At 65.0% G+C, this 18,547-nt stretch carries 13 protein-coding genes and 1 pseudogene; 4 read left to right on the top strand and 10 right to left on the bottom strand.

Translation table 11 applies throughout. The features are described 5' to 3' along the window. Positions 1 to 339: 339 nt before the first annotated feature. Positions 340 to 942, bottom strand: a complete 603-nt coding sequence (locus AB0M45_RS27780; RefSeq protein ID WP_364335257.1) for a TetR family transcriptional regulator — start codon at positions 940 to 942, stop codon at positions 340 to 342. 126 nt (positions 943 to 1,068) lie between these two features. Between AB0M45_RS27780 and AB0M45_RS27775 the strand changes: the two genes are divergently transcribed. Next, complete coding sequence (locus tag AB0M45_RS27775; RefSeq protein ID WP_364335255.1) at positions 1,069 to 1,908, top strand: SDR family NAD(P)-dependent oxidoreductase; 840 nt, start codon at positions 1,069 to 1,071, stop codon at positions 1,906 to 1,908. A gap of 53 nt (positions 1,909 to 1,961) precedes the next feature. Here AB0M45_RS27775 and AB0M45_RS27770 read toward each other — a convergent pair. The 9 genes and pseudogenes from AB0M45_RS27770 to AB0M45_RS27730 form a co-directional block, all read right to left on the bottom strand. Next, positions 1,962 to 2,723 (bottom strand): annotated as a pseudogene (locus AB0M45_RS27770) (Tn3 family transposase); the annotation flags it as partial. Positions 2,724 to 2,831: 108 nt separating this feature from the next. After that, positions 2,832 to 3,860 carry an alcohol dehydrogenase catalytic domain-containing protein gene (locus AB0M45_RS27765; RefSeq protein ID WP_364335253.1) on the bottom strand — a complete coding sequence of 343 codons (1,029 nt, stop codon included), beginning with the start codon at positions 3,858 to 3,860 and terminating at the stop codon, positions 2,832 to 2,834. 43 nt (positions 3,861 to 3,903) lie between these two features. After that, positions 3,904 to 4,251, bottom strand: a complete 348-nt coding sequence (locus tag AB0M45_RS27760) for a carboxymuconolactone decarboxylase family protein (protein ID WP_364335251.1) — start codon at positions 4,249 to 4,251, stop codon at positions 3,904 to 3,906. 162 nt (positions 4,252 to 4,413) lie between these two features. Continuing rightward, the gene (locus AB0M45_RS27755) at positions 4,414 to 5,199 is read right to left on the bottom strand and encodes an SDR family oxidoreductase (RefSeq protein WP_364335249.1); all 786 of its coding nucleotides are present in this window, start codon (positions 5,197 to 5,199) and stop codon (positions 4,414 to 4,416) included. Positions 5,200 to 5,213: 14 nt separating this feature from the next. Next, complete coding sequence (locus AB0M45_RS27750) at positions 5,214 to 5,501, bottom strand: hypothetical protein (RefSeq protein WP_364335247.1); 288 nt, start codon at positions 5,499 to 5,501, stop codon at positions 5,214 to 5,216. 111 nt (positions 5,502 to 5,612) lie between these two features. Next, positions 5,613 to 6,503, bottom strand: a complete 891-nt coding sequence (locus AB0M45_RS27745) for a LysR family transcriptional regulator (protein ID WP_364335245.1) — start codon at positions 6,501 to 6,503, stop codon at positions 5,613 to 5,615. A 407-nt stretch (positions 6,504 to 6,910) separates the two neighbouring features. Then, a complete protein-coding gene (locus AB0M45_RS27740) occupies positions 6,911 to 7,402 on the bottom strand; it encodes a Tn3 family transposase (protein ID WP_364335243.1) in 492 nt (163 codons plus the stop codon). A gap of 116 nt (positions 7,403 to 7,518) precedes the next feature. Further along, entirely contained in the window at positions 7,519 to 8,358 is an 840-nt protein-coding gene (locus AB0M45_RS27735; protein WP_364335241.1) for a hypothetical protein, read from the bottom strand. After that, on the bottom strand, positions 8,273 to 9,784 hold the full coding sequence (locus AB0M45_RS27730; protein WP_364335239.1) for a serine/threonine-protein kinase: 1,512 nt from the start codon (positions 9,782 to 9,784) through the stop codon (positions 8,273 to 8,275). Before AB0M45_RS27730 ends, AB0M45_RS27735 begins: the two co-directional genes overlap by 86 nt. A 534-nt stretch (positions 9,785 to 10,318) precedes the next feature. Here AB0M45_RS27730 and AB0M45_RS27725 point away from each other — a divergent pair. Genes AB0M45_RS27725 through AB0M45_RS27715 form a run of 3 tightly spaced genes read left to right on the top strand, consistent with a single transcriptional unit; the run spans position 10,319 to position 18,527 of the window. Then, positions 10,319 to 13,204: a helicase-related protein gene (locus tag AB0M45_RS27725; protein ID WP_364335237.1), complete on the top strand. Its 2,886-nt coding sequence runs from the start codon at positions 10,319 to 10,321 to the stop codon at positions 13,202 to 13,204. Positions 13,205 to 13,206: 2 nt separating this feature from the next. Continuing rightward, positions 13,207 to 17,841: a class I SAM-dependent DNA methyltransferase gene (locus tag AB0M45_RS27720; protein ID WP_364335294.1), complete on the top strand. Its 4,635-nt coding sequence runs from the start codon at positions 13,207 to 13,209 to the stop codon at positions 17,839 to 17,841. Then, positions 17,838 to 18,527 carry a hypothetical protein gene (locus AB0M45_RS27715; protein WP_364335235.1) on the top strand — a complete coding sequence of 230 codons (690 nt, stop codon included), beginning with the start codon at positions 17,838 to 17,840 and terminating at the stop codon, positions 18,525 to 18,527. The genes AB0M45_RS27720 and AB0M45_RS27715 overlap by 4 nt, the downstream gene beginning before the upstream one ends. The last annotated feature ends 20 nt before the right edge of the window (positions 18,528 to 18,547 follow it).

Here is an 18,547-nt window from a genome sequence, read left to right as displayed (position 1 = left end):
ACTCGCAGTTTATGGCAGATAGTATGCCAACTATCTGCCATAAACCCTTAGCGCCGGATTGGGCGGATTTACTCCTCGACCCCCGAAAAGTGTTCCAGATAGCGGGGGGTTGACCGGGACGGTTCGTGGAAAACCTCTACGGAACACCCGTGACCTGGGGTCGAATCCATGTGCGGAGGTGTTCCGGTGGGCGTTCGGCTAACGGAATGGCGAGAAAGACAGCCGTGAGGCCTGCGGGTTGATTGGGCTCGTCGCACCGGAGCAGATCGCCGGATTGTTGCGCGGGCACCGGCGGATCGAAAATCGGGTGCGCTGGGCGCGCGACGACACCGGTGGCCGTTACTTCTGCGTCGGTGGTTGTGTGGCGGCGGGGAACAGTCGCTGTACGGCCGCGACGATGGCCGCGCGACGGTCGGCGAGGAAGGTCTCGCGCTGCAATGAGTCGATCGGGCTGGGCGGGATGGCCCAGGAGGCGGCGAGCTGGTTGAGGAAAACCAGGATGTCGAGGGGATCCCAGGATGGGTCGAGCTGGCCGGCCTGCTGCGCTTGTCGTAGCTGGGTGACCTTGCGGCGCACTGTCTCCTGGACGGGGTCGTCGGGTTCGGGCGCGGCGTCGGCGAGTTCGAGCTGTCCCCACATCATCAGCCGGTAATTGTCCGGGTGGGTTGCGAAGTAATCGTGCACCCGCCCGGCGTAGCCGGGCAGGTCAGTGGGATCCATGCGGGTGGCCTCGGCGACCGCGGCCAGTTCCTCGCCTGCGACGAACCCGTAGAGGTTCTCCTTGCTACGGAAGTAGGCGTACACGCGTTCCTTGCTGGTCTTCGCCTCGCGCGCGATCCGATCGACCCGCGCTCCGGCGATGCCGTGGCGGGCGAACTCGTTCTTGGCCGCGGCCACGATGCGATCGCGGGTGGCTTCGGTCGGCGCGGAAGCGGGACTCATCCACCCAGGGTATCAAACCAAACTGTTTGGTTTGACCGGCGAGGAGTTCGAGCGTACTGTCAAACCGAACCGTTCGGTTCGACCGTGGGCCGTGTGCCCCAACCCCACTTCGAGGAAGGACTTCTCATGACGAATCGGACCATCGTCCTCACCGGTGCCAGCGACGGCATCGGCGCCGCAGCCGCCCGGCAGCTGCACGCCCAGGGCCACAACCTGGTGCTCGTCGGCCGCTCACCGGCCAAGACCGCCGAGGTCGCCCGAGCGATCGGCAACGCGCCCTACCACGTAGCCGACTTTGCCGACCTGGCCCAGGTTCGAGAGCTGGCCGCGACCTTGCAGGCGCGCTATCCGCGCATCGATGTACTGGCCAACAACGCCGGCGGCATCATGGGCGAGCGCACACTCACCGGCGACGGGTTCGAGAAGACCTTCCAGGTCAACCACCTCGCCCCGTTCCTGCTCACCACCCTGCTGCTACCCATCTTGACCGCCAGCAACGCCGTGGTCATCCAGACCGCCAGCGCGGCAGCGGCCATGTACGGCAGGTTCGACGTCGACGACCTGCAGAACGCGAATGACTACCGGCCCGAGAAGGCTTACGGCAACGGCAAGCTCGCCAACATCCTGTTCACCCGGGAGCTGGACCGCCGCTACCGTGACCAGGGCATCTCAGCGGTCGCCTTCCACCCCGGTGTCGTGCGCTCGAGCTTCGCGTCCGACACCACCCACTTCATGCGGTACCTCTACCACACCCCGCTGGTCAAGAACCTGTTCACCATAAGCGCCGACAAGGGTGCCGACCAGCTCGTCTGGCTCGCCACCACCGCACCGGGCACCGACTGGCAGCGCGGCGCCTACTACGAGAAGCGCAAGCCCGCAGCCTCCTCCGATCAGGCGCGCGACCCTGCTCTGGCACGCCAGCTCTGGGACCACAGCACCGCCCTGCTCGCCCTGTCCACCCCCTGATCACGCACCGGCACAGTCCCTCGGACACTGGGCGATTGGCTGGGCGGAACTGGTCAGAACAGGGTGTCGCGGACTCGCAGTGGCCGGTAGCCGGTCGGCCCCAGCTGGGCCAGCTCGGCATCAATATCGACCTCGATCGCGCCGAAGAAGTTGATGTTCTCACTGTGGGCCGGGGAAATGTGGGCCAGCACCTCATCGTCGATGCGGCGACCCTGACGACGCATCTGATCGACCGCGAGCCCGAAATACTCTGTCGTCCAGGCGATCACCGCGTTCGTGGCGAGGGTGAGACACCAGGCCTGTTCGGTCTGGGCTTCCAGATGCCGTGCACGAAAGGCGCCCTCGTGGGCGTAGATGCGGCCGCGTTTGAGGGCATGGATGGACTCGCCCTTGTTGAGCTGGCGCGAGATCTTGCGCCGATAGTCCGGATCCGACAGATAACGGGCTGCATAGACCGTACGGCGCATAGCGCCGTATTCCTTCAGCGCCGCAGCGAGTGCGTTCTGCCGACCCGACGCCGACAGCTTGCCCACCAGCAGCGACGCGGTAGCGTGCCCGAACTTCAACGACCCGGCCAGCCGCAGCAGGTCGTCATAGTGCTCGGCAATCAGGTCCAGATTCAGCTTCCGCGTCAGCAGAGGACCCGCGTGCGGGAACCGCGATTCGGCGTCGGCGCGTGGCCCTGGCCGGTAGAGGGTGATCTTCCCCAGGTCCCGGATGCGCGGGGACAGCTGCATCCCGAGAAGATCGAACAGCGCGAAGTTCACCAGGGTGACCCCATGGGTATCTGTCGCGTGCTCGGTGATCGGCAGATCAACTCGTGACTTTCCCGAGAAGTCATGTGCGGCTTTCCTTTCTGATCAGGACGAATCGCGCTGTTCCTGATGGTGTTTCGGCCTCCGGTGGGCCAGTAGGGGCCTGGCTTACTCGCCGCCGGTGGCGTCGAGGACGATGCGGAAACGGGGAGCTCCGGAACGCAGCCGGGTCACAGCATCGTCGGCCTGCGCCAGTAGCATGCGCTCGATCATGGGGCGGATGCCGAAGGTGGCGGCGAATTCCAAGGCTTCTTGGGTCTCGCGCGAACTGCCGGTGAGGTGTCCGGTGAGGGTGTGGCCGTTCATGACGAGCTGGGCCGCCGGAACCGTAACCGACCCGGCGTCGACACCGACGAGAGTGAGCTGCCCGTGCACGTTCAGACCGGTGAGCAGCTCATCCACCGGAGCGGTCGAGGACGCGGTGTAGACGATGAGGTCGGCGCCGCCGAGTTGCTTCAGGGCAGCACCGGGAGCCTGGGCATCGCTGTCGATGTAGTGGTGGGCGCCGAGCTCGCGAGCGACCTTCTCGCGGTCACCACCCCGGGCGATGGCGACCGTCTCGTAACCGAGCTTGGCCGCGAACTGGACGGTCAGGTGCCCCAGGCCGCCGATCCCGAACACCGCGACGCGTCCGCCCGCGCGGATGCCGGCCTTGCGCACGGCGTTGAACGTCGTCACCCCGGCACAGCCGAACGGGGCCGCGTCGAACAGGTCGAACTCGGCGGGGATGCGGGCGAGCGCGTCGGCGGGCACGGTGATGCTCTGCGCCCAGCCGCCTGGGTACGACAGGCCGGGCACCTTGCGTTCGGGGCAGTGCACGACATCGCCTGCCCGGCAGAACGCACAATGCCCGCAGCTGCCGCCAAACCAGCCGACCGCCACCCGGTCGCCGACCGACCAGCCCTCGGCCAGCTCGCCCAGTTCCGCGATGACACCGGCGACCTCGTGCCCCGGGGTCACGGGGAAGGAGACGCCACGGCCGCTGGCCGCGGCGGTTCCGATGTCGGCGTTGCACACGCCGCTCGCGATAACCGACACGCGGACCCAGTTGCCCGTCGGCGAGGTTGTCTCGGCTGTGGAGGGGTGCAGAGGACCCCGGGGCTCGGTCACGACCATGGTCACGGCAGTATCTGACATGAGGTTTCCTCTTTCCTCCGTATGCGTTGCGGGGTTCGTAGATTCAGTTCTTTGCGGCTTCCTCGGCCTGGGCGAAGAACTTCATGGCCATGAACCCGTGCGCGTAGCTGCCACCGGCACGCAACGCGGCAGCGATCATGGTGCTTTCCGCGATCTCCTGCTCGGTGTCGCCCGCAGCGTGCGCGGCCTTGGTGTGGGCCTCGATGCAGTAGGCGCACTGTGTGGTCAACGCCACCGCGACGGCCATGAGCTCGGCGTACTTGGGCGGAATCGCGTTGTTGCTGCCGCGCATGACCTGCGCGTCCCATTCCGTGAACGCCTTGAACGCTTCGGGTGCACCGTTGCGGATATTGCGGGCGTACTTGTAGTCGGTGTGCTCGTGGTAGGTCATGTGAAGCTCCTGGTGTTCATCGGTGGTCGGTAGGCAGCCCGTGGCTGTCGCACTCAACCCAGCGGGTCGAGGATGAGATAGCCGTCCAGGCGAGTGATTCGGCTGGTGTCCAGGTCGGGTGGCAGGGCGTGACCGAGGTCGCTTGCGGGGTAGCGGCGTTGGTCAGTTTCGTCCGGCCATGACGCCGCCGTCGGCATTCCACACCGCGCCGGTGACCCATCCGGTGTGATCGGAGAGCAGGAACGCGGCGATCTCGGCAATCTCCTCCGGGGTACCGACCCGGCCGATCGGATGGAACGAGTCGAAGCCGCTCACAGCCTGGTCGATCTCGTCCTTGGGGATGAATCCCTCGTAGATGGGGGTGCGCACAACCGCCGGGGCGATCGCGTTCACGCGAATCTTGTACGGCGCCAACTCCATTCCCAGGTGCTGGGTCAGCGAGTGCAGGCCGGCCTTGGCCATCGAGTACGCCGAGGACGGCGTGGCGGCGACGGCCTGGTGCGCCCACATCGATCCCAGGTTGACGATCGCCCCGCCCTTTCCGGCCGCGACCATGTTCGCGGCGACGGTCTGGGTGATGAAGAAAGTCGAGCGGTTCAGGTCGAGGTAGCGGTCGTAGTCAGCGAGAGTGTGCTCGAGGAACGGCTTGGGCGCGAACACCCCCGCCGCATTCAGCAATAGCGTCGCGTCCGCGTGTTCGGCGCTGAGCTGCTTGCGCAACTGTTCGACCGCGGAGATGTCGTTCAGGTCCACAGCCAGGGTGTGTACCTTCCCGCCGTGGGCCGCAAGAGACTGCGCGGCGGCGGCGAGTTTGTTCTCGTTGCGTCCTACGACTAGAATCTCGCCCCCTTCGCTGGCGACAGTATCAGCGGTCGCGTAGCCCATGCCGCTGCTGCCGCCTATGACGATCAGCTTGCGGCCGGTGAAGTTCGTGTTCTCGGCATCCATCGTCGGTTACTCCTTCAGGCGGTCTCGTAGACTCGGATGTCGGGCTCCGCCTTCAGCAGCGGAGCGAGCCCGGCGACGACGTCTTTGGTGAACAGCTCGCTCGACAGGTAGTCACGCGCTTGCGCGGTGGTGTCGAACCCGTGCAGCACCTGCACGTCCTCCTCGCGAACCAGCAGGTCCTTGCTCGTCGCGCCGGGAACCGTCGCCAGGAACGGCTGCTTGTACTTCTGGTACACCGCCGCGGCGGCGGGGCGGTCTGCCTCGTCGACCTTCAGAGTGATCTCCAGATAAGCCATCGCCATCCTCCGTATCGTGATCGTTCGGCAGTGTTTCTGCCACAACACGAAGTTATGACCTACGCACGAGACGCAGTAGACCTCGATCAGGAATGGGGATATAACGCGAGTGAATGGCTAGGGCTGTTCCGCCATCCGATCGGCCAATACCTCGAGGTCCGCGGCAATGGGAGAGTGTGGATCCCACACGGCCTCGTAGAAGATCTCGACTTCCATCCCGTCGTCCATCAGTGGTCTATACCGGGTGTTCGGGCCGGCCAGTTTCGACCGCGGGATCACCGCTGACCCCAGGCCCAGGTTCGACCACTCCTCGAGCACCCGATAGCTGACGGCTTCGCCGGCGTAAGTACGCTCGGTGAGACCTCGCGAGCGGAACAGGTCGCGGGTGAATGCCGTCAACCCGCAGGTGTCCGGCATCAAGATGAGTTGTTTGTCGGCCAGTTCGTCCAGCATGATCGGCCGCTCACCCCCTACCACCGATTCCACGACCACCATCGGTTCCGAGGCGATGATGCGATGTTCGAGGCGAGGCATCGGCGCGACCGACGGAATCAGGATGAAGTCGAGCTCACCGGCGCCCAGGGCCTGCTGCAGCTCCGCCATATTCGCCTCACGAAGCACCAGGTGCCGCGGGCCGGGAAGTGCGGACAGGCAGCAGACCGCCGTGTAGGCACCAGCGACCAGCTTTGGATCTATCAACGGTGAGACGCCCATGCGAATCACCTCATCACCTGCGGACTTCCAGCGCGATGCCGCAGCCTCGATACCGTCCAGCGCGGTCAGTGCCCGCTCGATGAGCGGAATGATGTGAACACCGAAAGCGGTCTGGGTGACCCCGCGCGGTGACCGCTCGAACAGGCGCTCCCCCAGGCGTTCCTCCAGCTTGGCGACACCATTGGACAACGCCGGTTGGGTAACCCCGTACGCGCGTGCGGCCGCACTGAAACTGCCGGTCTCCGCTACCGTCAGCACATATCGCAAACTCTCGACGCTGACCCGCTCAGTCATACAGAGAGTCTATATCCACATCCGCTTCCCAAAGACTGATGTTGACCTGGCTGGGCCACGCGCTGACATAAGTCGCTTCTATCTGCAGAGGTGGGTGCTCCGCCCAGCACGAGGCCGGGAACGATGGTCAGGACTGCGTCGCTGCCGAACTGGACCAACCATGTTGCCGGGCAGAGCCCGGGGCAATCTCGGCCACGTTAACCGGCTACAAGTCGGTGCCAGTGCACCACGTTTGGGGAAGACGGAGATCCAGCCCTCGTCCTGTACCCAACGCTGGCCTGATCGAGGAAGGTCGACACGGCGACGGGGGCGACGCCGTCGCCGCGAACCCGGACTTGACCGCGCACAGATCCCGCAACACCAGGATGTCGGGCATCGAATGCAGCCACGCATCGCCACGCCAAGCCTCAGCCAGCGACCCGTTCGCGACGTAGATCCAGACGGGTGGTCATGTCGAGCCGGAACCGGCCGTAGGGGTTAACATTCGACCAGAACAGCGGCGACATCGCACGGCGTTCAGTGTCGCCGACGAGATCGTGGAACTCGGGATCTTCCAAAACCGCTTGGAGCAGCAGGGTATTGATGTGCACCAACGCCGATTGCAGCAGGTGCAACGCGAGCATCGACACCTCGGCGTGCTCGCGGTCGGCACCGGTGAGCTGGGAATCCTTGCCGTAGAAGACGACCGTGTTGGCCGAGTTCCAGTTTTCCACCACCTGCAACCCGCTGTTGATCTCTCTTCTGATGTCCTCCGACGCCAGATATTCGCAGGCGAAGATCGTGCGAAGGCCCGACCCAACTCCTCCAATGCCTGGTAGGTGGGTGTTTCGGGCCGCTGCGGGTGAAGCGCCGAAGGATGGATTCCGATTCGGCGGTGCCCAAACGCAGCGTGGTCGCATATTTGACCATCTGGCCTTGCCACGCAGTGATCAGTTTTCACGTTGAGCATTCTGGGCCGCCATCGTCGCTTCGGTCGAGCGCCTGGTTTCCTCTCGCAGGCCGGTGTGACCGGCATCTATTGATCCCTTGGCGGGCGGACTGTTATTCGGTGGCGGGGGTGCCGGTTGCCGGTTTCGTAGGCGTCGAGGTCGAGTTCGGCGGTGGCGCGGGCGTAGGCGATGTGTGAGCCGGGCCAGACGGCGACGACTTTGCCGTCGGTGGTGTGGTACCAGCCGGGGCAGCCGCTGGTGAAGACAGTTCCAGCGAGGCGGCGTTGCAGGTTGCGGTTGAAGGCGTCCTGCACGTCGCGGCGGACGTCGAGCCAGGTGCCGGTGCGGGCGCTGTGCGCGATCGCCAGGCGGGCGTAGCGGGCCTGTTTCTCCAGCAGGAAGATGATCGTGTTGGTCAGCGAACCAGTGTTGGGGCCGTAGATCATGAACAGGTTCGGGTAACCGGACACCGTGATGCCCAAGTACGCTTCGGGACCCGCTTTCCATTCGATATGCAGTTTGCGGCCGTCGCGGCCGGTGATATCGATGGGGGCGAGGTACTCGGTGGCGGTGAAGCCGGTGCACCACACAATGACGTCGGCGTCGACCGCGGCGCCGTCGGTGAGAATCAGGCCTGATTCCTGGACGCGGGCAACGCCGTCGGTATGGACGCTGACGTGGTCGCGGTCCAGGGTCGGGTACCACTGGTTGGACAGCAGCACGCGGTTGCAGCCCACCTTGTAGTCGGGTGTCACCTTGCGGCGCAGTTCCGAGTCACGGATTTCGCGACGGATCTTGTACCGCAGCCAGGCGTGCAGGCCTGCCCGCAGCGGGTCGAACTCATTGAAGATGATGGGGACTCGCGATTCGTACCACAGCCACTCCAGATTGTGCTGGGCACGGGCCAGACCCGGCACGGTACGCATGAGCCAGCGCAGCCGTGGGTTGGTCTTGTGGTTCCATTTGTTGCCGACCCAGTTCGCGGTCCGATCGGCCATACCGTGCCTCCAGCTGCGCTTTCAATCGCAGGAACCGGTCGACGGCCTCGCTCGTGTGACCGAGGTGGAGCGTGCACTCGGCCAGCCGGCGCTGGCAGTACGTGACCTGGTCGTCGTAGGGCCCGCGGTCGGCGGTGAGGTCGTCGATAAGGGCGCGATAGAGTTCGGCGGCCTCGGCATGGCCACCGGACTCGAAACGCAGTCCGGCCAGCTGGATTCTGGCGTCCACGACGTCGGCGTCCCGTGTGCCCAGAAGCGGGATCGCGGCGTGGACGGCCGTGCGGAGATGCCGGAGGGCGGGATGATATCGGGACTCGTCGGCGAGGCGGCGCGCTCTCTCGATGGCGCGATGTAGGTCGCCGCGGCTGAGGTCGTCGGTCGGTACCACTGCTCCGGGATCCGGTATGGGCTCATGGGCGTCGCGGGCGGATCCGATCACCATGGCGGCCACGGGTGATCGTGTGGGCGCGCTGACTGCGAGCGCGTACATGCGGGCCGGGCTGTTCTTGTCGTCCACCAACTCCGCGAGGTCGGTCGCGTGGCGCATGAGCACGGCGTGCACGGCCACCGCGCTCGCGGGTCGGCTTTCCGGCTTCTTCTCGAGCATGCACATGATCAGGCCCGCCATATCCGCCGGAACCTCCGGCCTTTCGACCCGGATGTCGGGCGCGGAGGTGGACATCTGCCGCGACCACACGCTGAACGCGTTGGTGCCGGTGACGACGCGGGCTCCGGTGAGCAGCTCGTGCAGGATGAGTCCGAGTGCGTACAGGTCGGTTTGCGGGGTGACGTCGCGGGATTCGATCTGCTCGGGCGCCGTGAAGGCGGGGGTGCCGATGGTCTGCCCGGTCGAGGTGTAGCGGCTGCGGTCGGCGTCGAGGGCGATCGCCAGCCCGAAGTCCAGCACTTTGAGCGTTCCGTTGTCGCAGAGCATCAGGTTGGACGGTTTGAGATCGCGGTGATAGATGCGGTGCCGGTGCGTGGCCGCCAGCACGGCGGCGGCCTGCGCGCCGAGTGCGGCGACGATGCCGATCGGCAAGGGTCCCCGGCGGGCGAGCACATCGTCGAGAGTGAGGCCGTCGACGAATTCCATGACGAGATAAGGCCGGTACGGCGCGGTGTCGGTGAGGCCGGCGTCGTAGATCGCGGGTGTCCCCGGATGGCTGACGGTGGCCATCAGCTCCGCTTCCCGCAGAAAGCGTCTGGTCCACTCGGGGGCCGACTCGAGATTCGCGTGGGCCACCTTCACCGCGACACGGCGTTTGAGATTGCGATCGAATCCCTCGAATACCTGTCCCATGCCACCGGCGCCGACCTGACGGATGAGGTCGTAACGGTGCCCGACGACCTGCACCAGTTGCCTCCATGAGTTTCGAATCACGCACTGCCCGAGGGGTTTCCACCGCGCAAATCACCGTGGCCGATCTGGTGCGAGCCAGTTGCTCGAACTCGGCGAGACGCCGCCAGCTCTCCTCAAGCTTACGCAGCAGCCCGAAAAAACATGCGTAATAGGCGATTTGAGCGCCAGGGTGTCCGGTCACCCCGCCTCACGTGAGCAGCCCGGCCGACCGCGGCACGCACGCCCCGGTGGATGGCGATCAACGAGTCCGGTGTCACCGCACGAGTTCCGCCTCGGCGCGCATTCGGGTCGACGCTCTCGTCGGTTGTCCATCCCGCCCGGTGCACAAAGTCCGCGACCGGTCGCGCTCCGATCGGGTCGATCGGAGCGGCTGTGCGCTGGAGTACGCGGGAATCGCCGCACACGATGCGTTCGCCCCGCAGACTGGAGCACAGGGGACTCCTCATCCGACTTAGGCGAAACACCTTGCCGCCCTTGAGCGGTATTAAGTTGGTTGTTTGATCGTCTACACCGCCAGGAGCATTCTCGATGACCTCCGCGCACCCGCGTGCCGACCTCAATGTCGCCCCCGGCTCGATCGTCGTGGTCCGCGACGAAGAATGGTTGGTCACCTCCGCCGAGCAGGGCTCCGACGGTTGGTTGCTGCGGGTGCGGGGACTGTCGGAGCTGGTCGCCGACACCACCGCCACGTTCTACGAGAGCCTGGACGACATCACCGTGCAGGACCCGGCCGAGGCCGAGATCGTCGCGGATGGTTCATCTGGGTACCGGGATTCGCGTCTGTGGTTGGAGGCGCTGCTGCGCAAGACCCCTTTCCCCTACGGCGACCAGACCCTCACCGTCTCCACCCGCATGCTCGCCGATTCGCTCGGCTACCAGCGGGCCGCTGTCGCCAAGGCGCTCGATCCTCGCCTGATCCGCCCACGCATCCTGCTGGCTGACGCGGTGGGACTGGGCAAGTCGCTCGAGATCGGCATGATCCTGTCCGAGCTGGTCCGCCGCGGCCGGGGCGAACGCATCCTCATCGTCACCCCGCGTCACGTCCTCGAGCAGATGCAGCACGAACTGTGGTGCCGTTTCGCGCTGCCGTTCGTGCGCTTGGATTCGGCGGGCATCCAGAAGGTGCGCCAGAAGCTGCCCGCCACCCGCAACCCATTCACTTACTACAAGCGCGCGATCATCTCCATCGACACCCTCAAAAGCCCCCGCTACAAGGCGCATTTGGAGCGGCAGTACTGGGATGCGGTGGTGATCGACGAGTCCCACAATCTCACCAACACCGGCACGCAGAACAACGAGCTGGCGCGCGTGCTGGCCCCGAACACGGAGGCGCTGATTCTGGCGTCGGCCACTCCTCACAACGGCCGCGAGGAGTCTTTCGCCGAGCTGCTGCGCCTGCTGGACCCGACCGCGGTGGCCGCCGACGGCTCCTTCGCGAAGGCCGACGTACAGTCCCTGCTGATCCGCAGGCACCGCCATCACGACGAGGTGGCCGCCGAGGTCGGCAGCGACTGGGCCGAGCGCGCCGAGCCGGTGCATCGGCTGGTGCGGCCCTCCGCCGCGGAGGACGCGGTGGCTCGCGAGCTATCCGAAGTGTGGCTGCATCCGCCCACCGGCTCGTCGCCGTATTCCGGCGAGACCAAGGCGCTGTTCCCGTGGACGCTGGCCAAGGCGTTCCTCTCCTCCCCCGCCGCGCTGCGCGAGTCGATCGATCTTCGCCGCGCCAAGCTCACCGCCAACGGCGGCCCGCACTTCCCCGAGGCGCGCACCGAATTGACCGCCCTGGACACGCTTTCCGATCTCAACGACAAGGCATTCACCGAGGCGGCGGGCAAGCAGGCGGCTCTGGTGCAACGGTTGACCGAGATCGGCGTCGGACCGAAGTCGGACATGCGCGCGGTCGTCTTCGCCGAACGCATCGCCACTTTGAAGTGGCTCACCGAACTGCTGCCACCCGCGCTGGGGCTGCAGCAGGAGAACGTCGTGATGCTGCACGGCGGGCTTTCGGATGTGGAGCAGCAGGAGATCGTGGACAGCTTCAAGTTGGCGACCTCCCCGATCCGCGTGCTGGTCACCGGCGACGTCGCTTCTGAGGGCGTGAACCTGCATGCGCAGTGCCACAACCTGATTCACTTCGATATCCCTTGGTCACTGATCCGAATCGAGCAGCGCAACGGCCGCATCGACCGCTATGGCCAGCGCCGCCCACCGGTCATCTCCTCGCTGATCCTCGAGCCCTCCGACTCGGAGTTCTCCGGCGATCTGCGGGTGCTTTCCCGCTTATTGGAGAAGGAGAATCAGGCGCATTCCGCGCTCGGCGACGCGGCCTCCCTGATGGGCAGGCACAGCGTCAGTGAGGAGGAGTCGGCCATCCGCGACGTGCTGGCCCGCAAGACCAGCCTGGAGGAGCAGGTCCGCACCGTCGAGGAGGTGATCGGCGGCGAGGACATCGACGCCTTCTTCGCCCAGCTCGACATGCTCGACGACGACACCCCCGAGCTGCCCGAACTCCCCCGCCAGAGCCTCTACCCCGACGACGTCACCTTCCTCGACGAGGCGCTGCGCGCTGCCTTCGACGACGTCCCCCACGCCGAACCGGCCGCGGGCGGGGTCGGCTGGACCGTGCACGCCAATCACGGCATCGCCGAACTGATTCCGCCGCGCGATTTGCGCCAGCGCCTGAACCAACTGCCGCAGAATTACCTCGAGCACGGCCGGGTGCTCGAACGCCTGAAACTCGCGACCACGCCGCAGGTCGGCGACGCTCAGTTGCGTGCCGCCAAGCAGGGCAAAGGCGTCGACAACAGCACCTGGCCAGAGGCGCATTTCCTGGGCCCGCTGCACCCGGTGCTCGATTGGGCCAGTGACCGCGCGCTGAGCGCGCTGGGCCGCAATCAAGTCTTCGCGATCCGCGGCGCGCTGCCCGCGCCGACCGTGCTGTTGATGGGCACTCTGATGAACCGGCGTGGCCAGCTCGTCTCCCGCGTGTTCGCCACGGTCGTCTTCCCGAATCCGGGCAACCCGTCGTTTTCGCTCGTGGAGACCCACCAGGATCTCGGGTTCCTGCTCACCGACACCGGTTTGCGCCCCGGCACCCCCAATCCGGGCCCTCTCGACGACACCGGCGCCCTGCGTCCGCTCATCCCGCGCGCCGTCGGGCAGGCGGCGCAGGCGATGCGGCTCGTGCTGGATCAACAGGAGAGTTCGGCCACCGAGCGGCTCGCCGCCTGGCGTGCCCGCGCCGACCGCTGGTATGCCGCCGCCGATCAGCTCGAGCTATTCGGTAACCAGAAGTCGAAGGTGGACAAGCTTTCCCGCCGTATCGCCGAGGAGCAGCGGCTGGCCGAATCCCTCGCCCCCACCCAGCAGCTGGTACGCCCGCTGCTGGTGATCGTCCCGGAAAAGGATCGATGACCATGCCTTCTTTCGACTCCATCGTCGTCGGCGAGGACTGGATCAGCGAGCACTACTTCACCACTGATTCGGTGAAGGAGTCCTTCCACGGCCGGGTGATGGACCTGCGCAAGACGTGGGACGCCGAAGCGAAGGAGGGCCGCGCCACCGTCCGCAGCCGCTTCCTCGCCGCGGCCCGCGACCTGCAGACCGTGCTGGCCGCTCTCGCCGAGAACCCGGAGGCCGCCCCTAAGGCGCACGCCCAGGTCCGCGCCGTCTTCGGCTTCACCGGTGAACTGTGTGCATTCACCGCCGAACGCGCCGGCTCAGACCTGGTGATCCCTGACGCCCAGGTGCCCAGCACGGCGAACGTTCTTTTCCTGCAAGCGAATCCGGTAGGAGCACTGGAGGACCTGCTGGCCCCGGAGACCGGTCTGCTCATCGCCCCCGCCACCGCGGACGGCAAGCCGATCGAGTCGGTGTCCAAGGCCGTCTCGGCGGCGTTCCGTTCCGACACCCCGCCCGCGTTCGTGGTGGTGCAGGCAGGCCAGTGGCATCTGCTCGCCGAGGCGGAACGCTGGGCCGAGGGCCGCTATCTGGCTGTCGATCTGCTCGTCGTCACCGAGCGCAAACACGAGGCGCGCGGCGGCGAGATCGACCGCACCTGCGCCATTTTCGGGCATCAAGCGCTGCTGCCCGACGCCGACGGCAACATCTGGTGGACCGGCGTGCTGGAGGACTCGGTCAAACACACCGTCGGCGTCTCCAAGGATCTGCGTGAAGGTATCCGCCTGTCCATCGAGATCATCGCCAACGAAGTGGTGCGCCGCCGCCTGACCATGGACGGCGTCGACGGCAACGACCTCGCCAAACAGTCGCTGCGCTTCCTGTATCGAATCCTGTTCCTGCTGTATGCCGAGGCGTCGCCGGAGATGCAGGTGCTGCCCACCGGCGCCGCCGAATACGAGGAGGGTTACGGTCTCGATCGCCTGCGCGAACTCACCCTCACCGAACTCGTCTCCCACCGCGCCCGCACCGGCACCCACCTGTACGAGTCGTTGAAGAAACTGTTCGACCTCATCGACCAGGGCCATACCCCCGCCGTCCGCGAGGCCATCGCCGACGACCCCGCCCCCGGCCTCGAGTTCAACCCTCTGCGCGCCGACCTGTTCTCCCCAGAGGCCACTGCCCTCATCGATGAGGTCAAGCTCGGCAACGAGGCCACCCGGCAGGTGCTCGAGCACCTGCTGCTCAGCAAGGAGAGCAAGTCCCGCAAGGGCGCCGACCGCGGCTTCATCAGCTACGCCGAACTCGGCATCAACCAGCTCGGCGCGGTGTACGAGGGCCTGATGTCCTATACCGGCTTCTTCGCCGGGGAGGACCTGTACGAGGTCGCCAAGAACGGCGACCCGGAGAAGGGTTCCTGGGTGGTGCCCGTCGACCGCGCCGACCATCTCGCCGAAACCGATTTCGTACGCAAGGAGGACCCCGACACACACGAGATGCGCCCTGTCGTCCATCGCAAGGGCACCTTCGTCTTCCGCCTCGCCGGCCGCGAACGCCAGCAGTCCGCCTCCTACTACACCCCCGAGGTGCTGACCAAGTTCGTCGTCTCCCAGGCGTTGGAGGAACTACTCGACCAGAACGGCCACCGCACCACCCCCGAGGAAATCCTCGGACTCACCATCTGCGAGCCCGCTCTCGGCTCTGGTGCGTTCGCCATCGAAGCTGTGCGTCAGCTCGCCGCCGAGTATTTGAAGCGTAAGCAGGAAGACCTCGGCGAACTGATCGAAGCCGATCAGTATCCGGTCGAGTTGCAGAAAGTGAAGGCGCATATCGCCCTGCACCAGGTATATGGGGTGGACTTGAACGCTACCGCCGTCGAACTCGCGGAAATCTCGCTGTGGCTCGACACGATGGTCGCCGGGTTGCAGGCTCCGTGGTTCGGGTTGCACCTGCGGCGGGGCAACTCGCTCATCGGGGCACGGCGGGCGGTGTATGAGCCGGGGCAGCTGGCGAAGAAGGCATGGCTCAAGACGGTGCCGAAGGATGTGCCGCTCGGGGAGGAGATCGGGGCCGGGATTCACCACTTCCTGCTGCCCGCCGAAGGGTGGGGTGCAGTGGTCGACACTGCCGAGGCGAAGACGTATGCGCCGGAGAAACGGGAAGAACTCCGGTTGTGGCGCAACGAGATTCGCAGGCCGCCGTCGAAGGAGATGGTGAAGCGGCTCGCCGGGCTGGCGCAGCGGGTGGAGACGTTGTGGGAGTTGACCTTGCGGCGGCTCACCATTGCGGAGTCGGCTATTCAGCGGGATCTGCATCTGTGGGGTAGGGAGCCGGTCGAGCCTGGGCCTGCCGTTAGTCGGGAGCAGATCGAGGCGGTGCTGAATGATGAGAACGGGGCCTATCGGCGGCTGCGGCGGGCGATGGATGCTTGGTGCGCGTTGTGGTCTTGGCCGGTGACGGGAGATGTTGCTGCGCCGGATTGGGATCAGTGGGTTGATGGGCTGGAAGCAGTGCTGGGAATTCCGCCCAAAGCGGGGAAGTATGAGAAGGACGGACAGATCAGTATTGCCGGGGAACTCAGCTGGTATGACCTGGATATCGCGGAAGATACCGATCGGAAGTTCTCCCGGGCGTTACCGATCGACAAGGCGCTGACCGAGTTTCGGTGGCTGGAGGTGGCCGCCGATATCGCGGAGGATCAGGGATTCCATCACTGGGAACTCGACTTCGCACCGGTACTCGCGCGGGATGGCTTCGACCTTCAGGTCGGTAATCCGCCGTGGGTGCGTCCGGATTGGGATGAGGCGGCTGTGCTGGCTGACTTCGATCCGTGGTGGCGGTTGGCGAACAAGCCGCCGGAAGCCGTCAAGCGAATCAAGCTGTCTGACACTCTAGTTTCACGTCCTGCGCATTTGGCGTTCCTGAACGAACGTACAAAGCAGGCCGGACAGAGCGCACATTTCGGATCAAGTGTGGATCGACCAGCGCTCACCGGACTCCGTCCAGACATGTACCGATGCTTCATGGAACGCACTTGGCGGATCGCTGCCCCCGCCGCGACCATAGGATTGATACATCCTGACAGCCATTTTACTGAACAACGAGCACATCGGCTTCGCCGGGAGACCTATCTGCGACTGCGTCGACACTGGGAGTTCCGCAATGCGCTCAACCTTTTCACTGAGATAGATAGACATATCCACTACTCTGTAAATGTCTACAGCTCCCGACGAACACAACCAAAATTCATTCAGGCCTCATCACTCTTCCGCCCCGACACAGCGATCCGCTCACTCGTCCACGATGGTTCAGGACCAACGCCAGGACTAAAAGACTTCGACGGGAAATGGAATAGTGCGCCGCATCATTCACGAATAATTTCTGTTAGCGACGAGGTGCTCAGCAGGTGGGCGGCGCTGGTCGATGAAGCTGGCACGCCTGCCGCCGAAGCCCGTATGTTGTACCCAGTGAACCGTGCCAGCGCCGAAGTACTGGATAAGATCGCCGACGCGCCCAGGCTATCCGATACCGACTTCCAATGGACTGCAGGTTGGAACGAGACGACAGACCGCAAACTCGGCTACTTCGAATCCCGCTCCGCCGTCCCCGACCGCTGGGACGATGTAATCCTGCAAGGCCCGCACCTCACCGTCGCCACCCCGATCTACCAACAGGGCAACCCGACGATGCGCAGCAATGTGGACTACTCGCCGGTCGACCTGGAAACCGTTCCCGAGGATTTCATTCCCCGGACGAACTACCAGGTAGCGCGGCCGTCGGCCGACTACCTGGCAGCGTACCCACACTGGTACGGCAAGCCCAGCTCAAACTACTACCGACTGGCCTGGCGAGCAATGGCCGACTCAGCTACGGTTCGGACCTTGCATTCCGCGATCATCCCGCCCGGTCCGGCGCATGTTCTAGGGTTGTTCTCGTTGTCGAGCCCGGACCCAGTCGACCTGGCGCTGGCCGCAGCATTCACCTCATCGCTGGTCTCCGACTTCGTAGTTAAAGTAACCGGAGTGTCCAATATTAAGATTGGCGTTCTGGGCAAAACTCCACACGTCAAGAACCACGTGCTCGAATCGAAGCTTATCCTGAGAATTCTTCGGCTGAACTGCCTGGTCCGCCCGTACGAAACACTATGGCGGGAACTGTATTCCGAATCGTGGGAATTGGACTCCTGGGTCCTAGATGGCGGGCGTCAGCAACGCCTTTCCAGCGCAATGTCTCCGGCCGGTGCTGCCTGGACCACGTCGACCCCATTCCGCACCGCCGCCGACCGCCGCCAAGCCCTGATCGAGGTTGACGCCATCGTCGCGGTCATGCTCGGAATCAACGCCGACGAACTCCTCACCATCTACCGCACTCAGTTCCCCGTCCTCCAACGCTACGAACGCGAAGCCCGCTACGACGCCAACGGGCGCCAACTCCCGACAAGAATCGCCTCCGAACTCCGCAAGGACCCCACGCTGGGCCGCAGCGACATCACCGCGGACGGCATCACCTACGCCGCCCCCTTCACCAGCGTCGACCGCGAACGCGACATGGAACTCGCCCATTCACACTTCTTAAACCTCGCGCGCTTCAGGATCTCCGAAGACTCCGGCGGATCTCACTTTGAGCGGACAACCGAGGAGGCACAGCGATGATCATCGCGACCGGATACACCGGATTGTCGAGCGTTGAGGACCTGCTGGGCGGGCTCCCTGACCGCACGCTGACCGATCACGACCGAGGGACCACGGTCTTCCTGCGCAAGATGTCCGGACGGAAATGGCGATACGTCGTGAAACTGACTGAGCGGAGTCCATCAGGAGACCTGCGGATTGGTGAAGTCATCCAGTCGGGCGAGCGCACCACATCACGGCGTGCGGACTCGCTTGCACTGGAAATCGCGGAGAAAGCCGAGCCGCAAGCCCGGGAGATCCTGGACAAGCGTGAGCGCGAACGAGTACAGCGCGCCGAAGAGAGCAGGAGTCGCGAGAACGAGATGTTCGAGCGCGATATGCGGATGGCTCCATCGGTGAATGCGGAAAACATGCGTCGTCTGCAAGCTGGCGGCCCAGATCGGGTGGTCGGCGAGTGGCGGTCCGGTGACGTGATAGATGTCAGCCCAATCCATCCGGGACGCGGCAAGCCGGTCAGCGCCATGCAGCTGGCCGGATATACGGTAACCGCGTCGCGACAAGCCCTCCCTGACGTATTCGCGATATGCCGAAACCACAGAACCGCATACGGCACATTCAGTCAGGGCGATGCGCGAGAACTCGTCTCACACAGAGCCCGATGGTGCCCTGGCTGCCTTGATGAGGGTGCCGAATCGCCGACCACCTAAGTAAGGCGCGAGCTCGGCTC

It is taken from the genome of Nocardia sp. NPDC051787, assembly GCF_040681325.1.
Taxonomy (GTDB): domain Bacteria; phylum Actinomycetota; class Actinomycetes; order Mycobacteriales; family Mycobacteriaceae; genus Nocardia.
The sequence above is the reverse complement of the archived record's forward strand: the minus strand, read 5'-3'. Positions and strand labels throughout refer to the sequence as shown.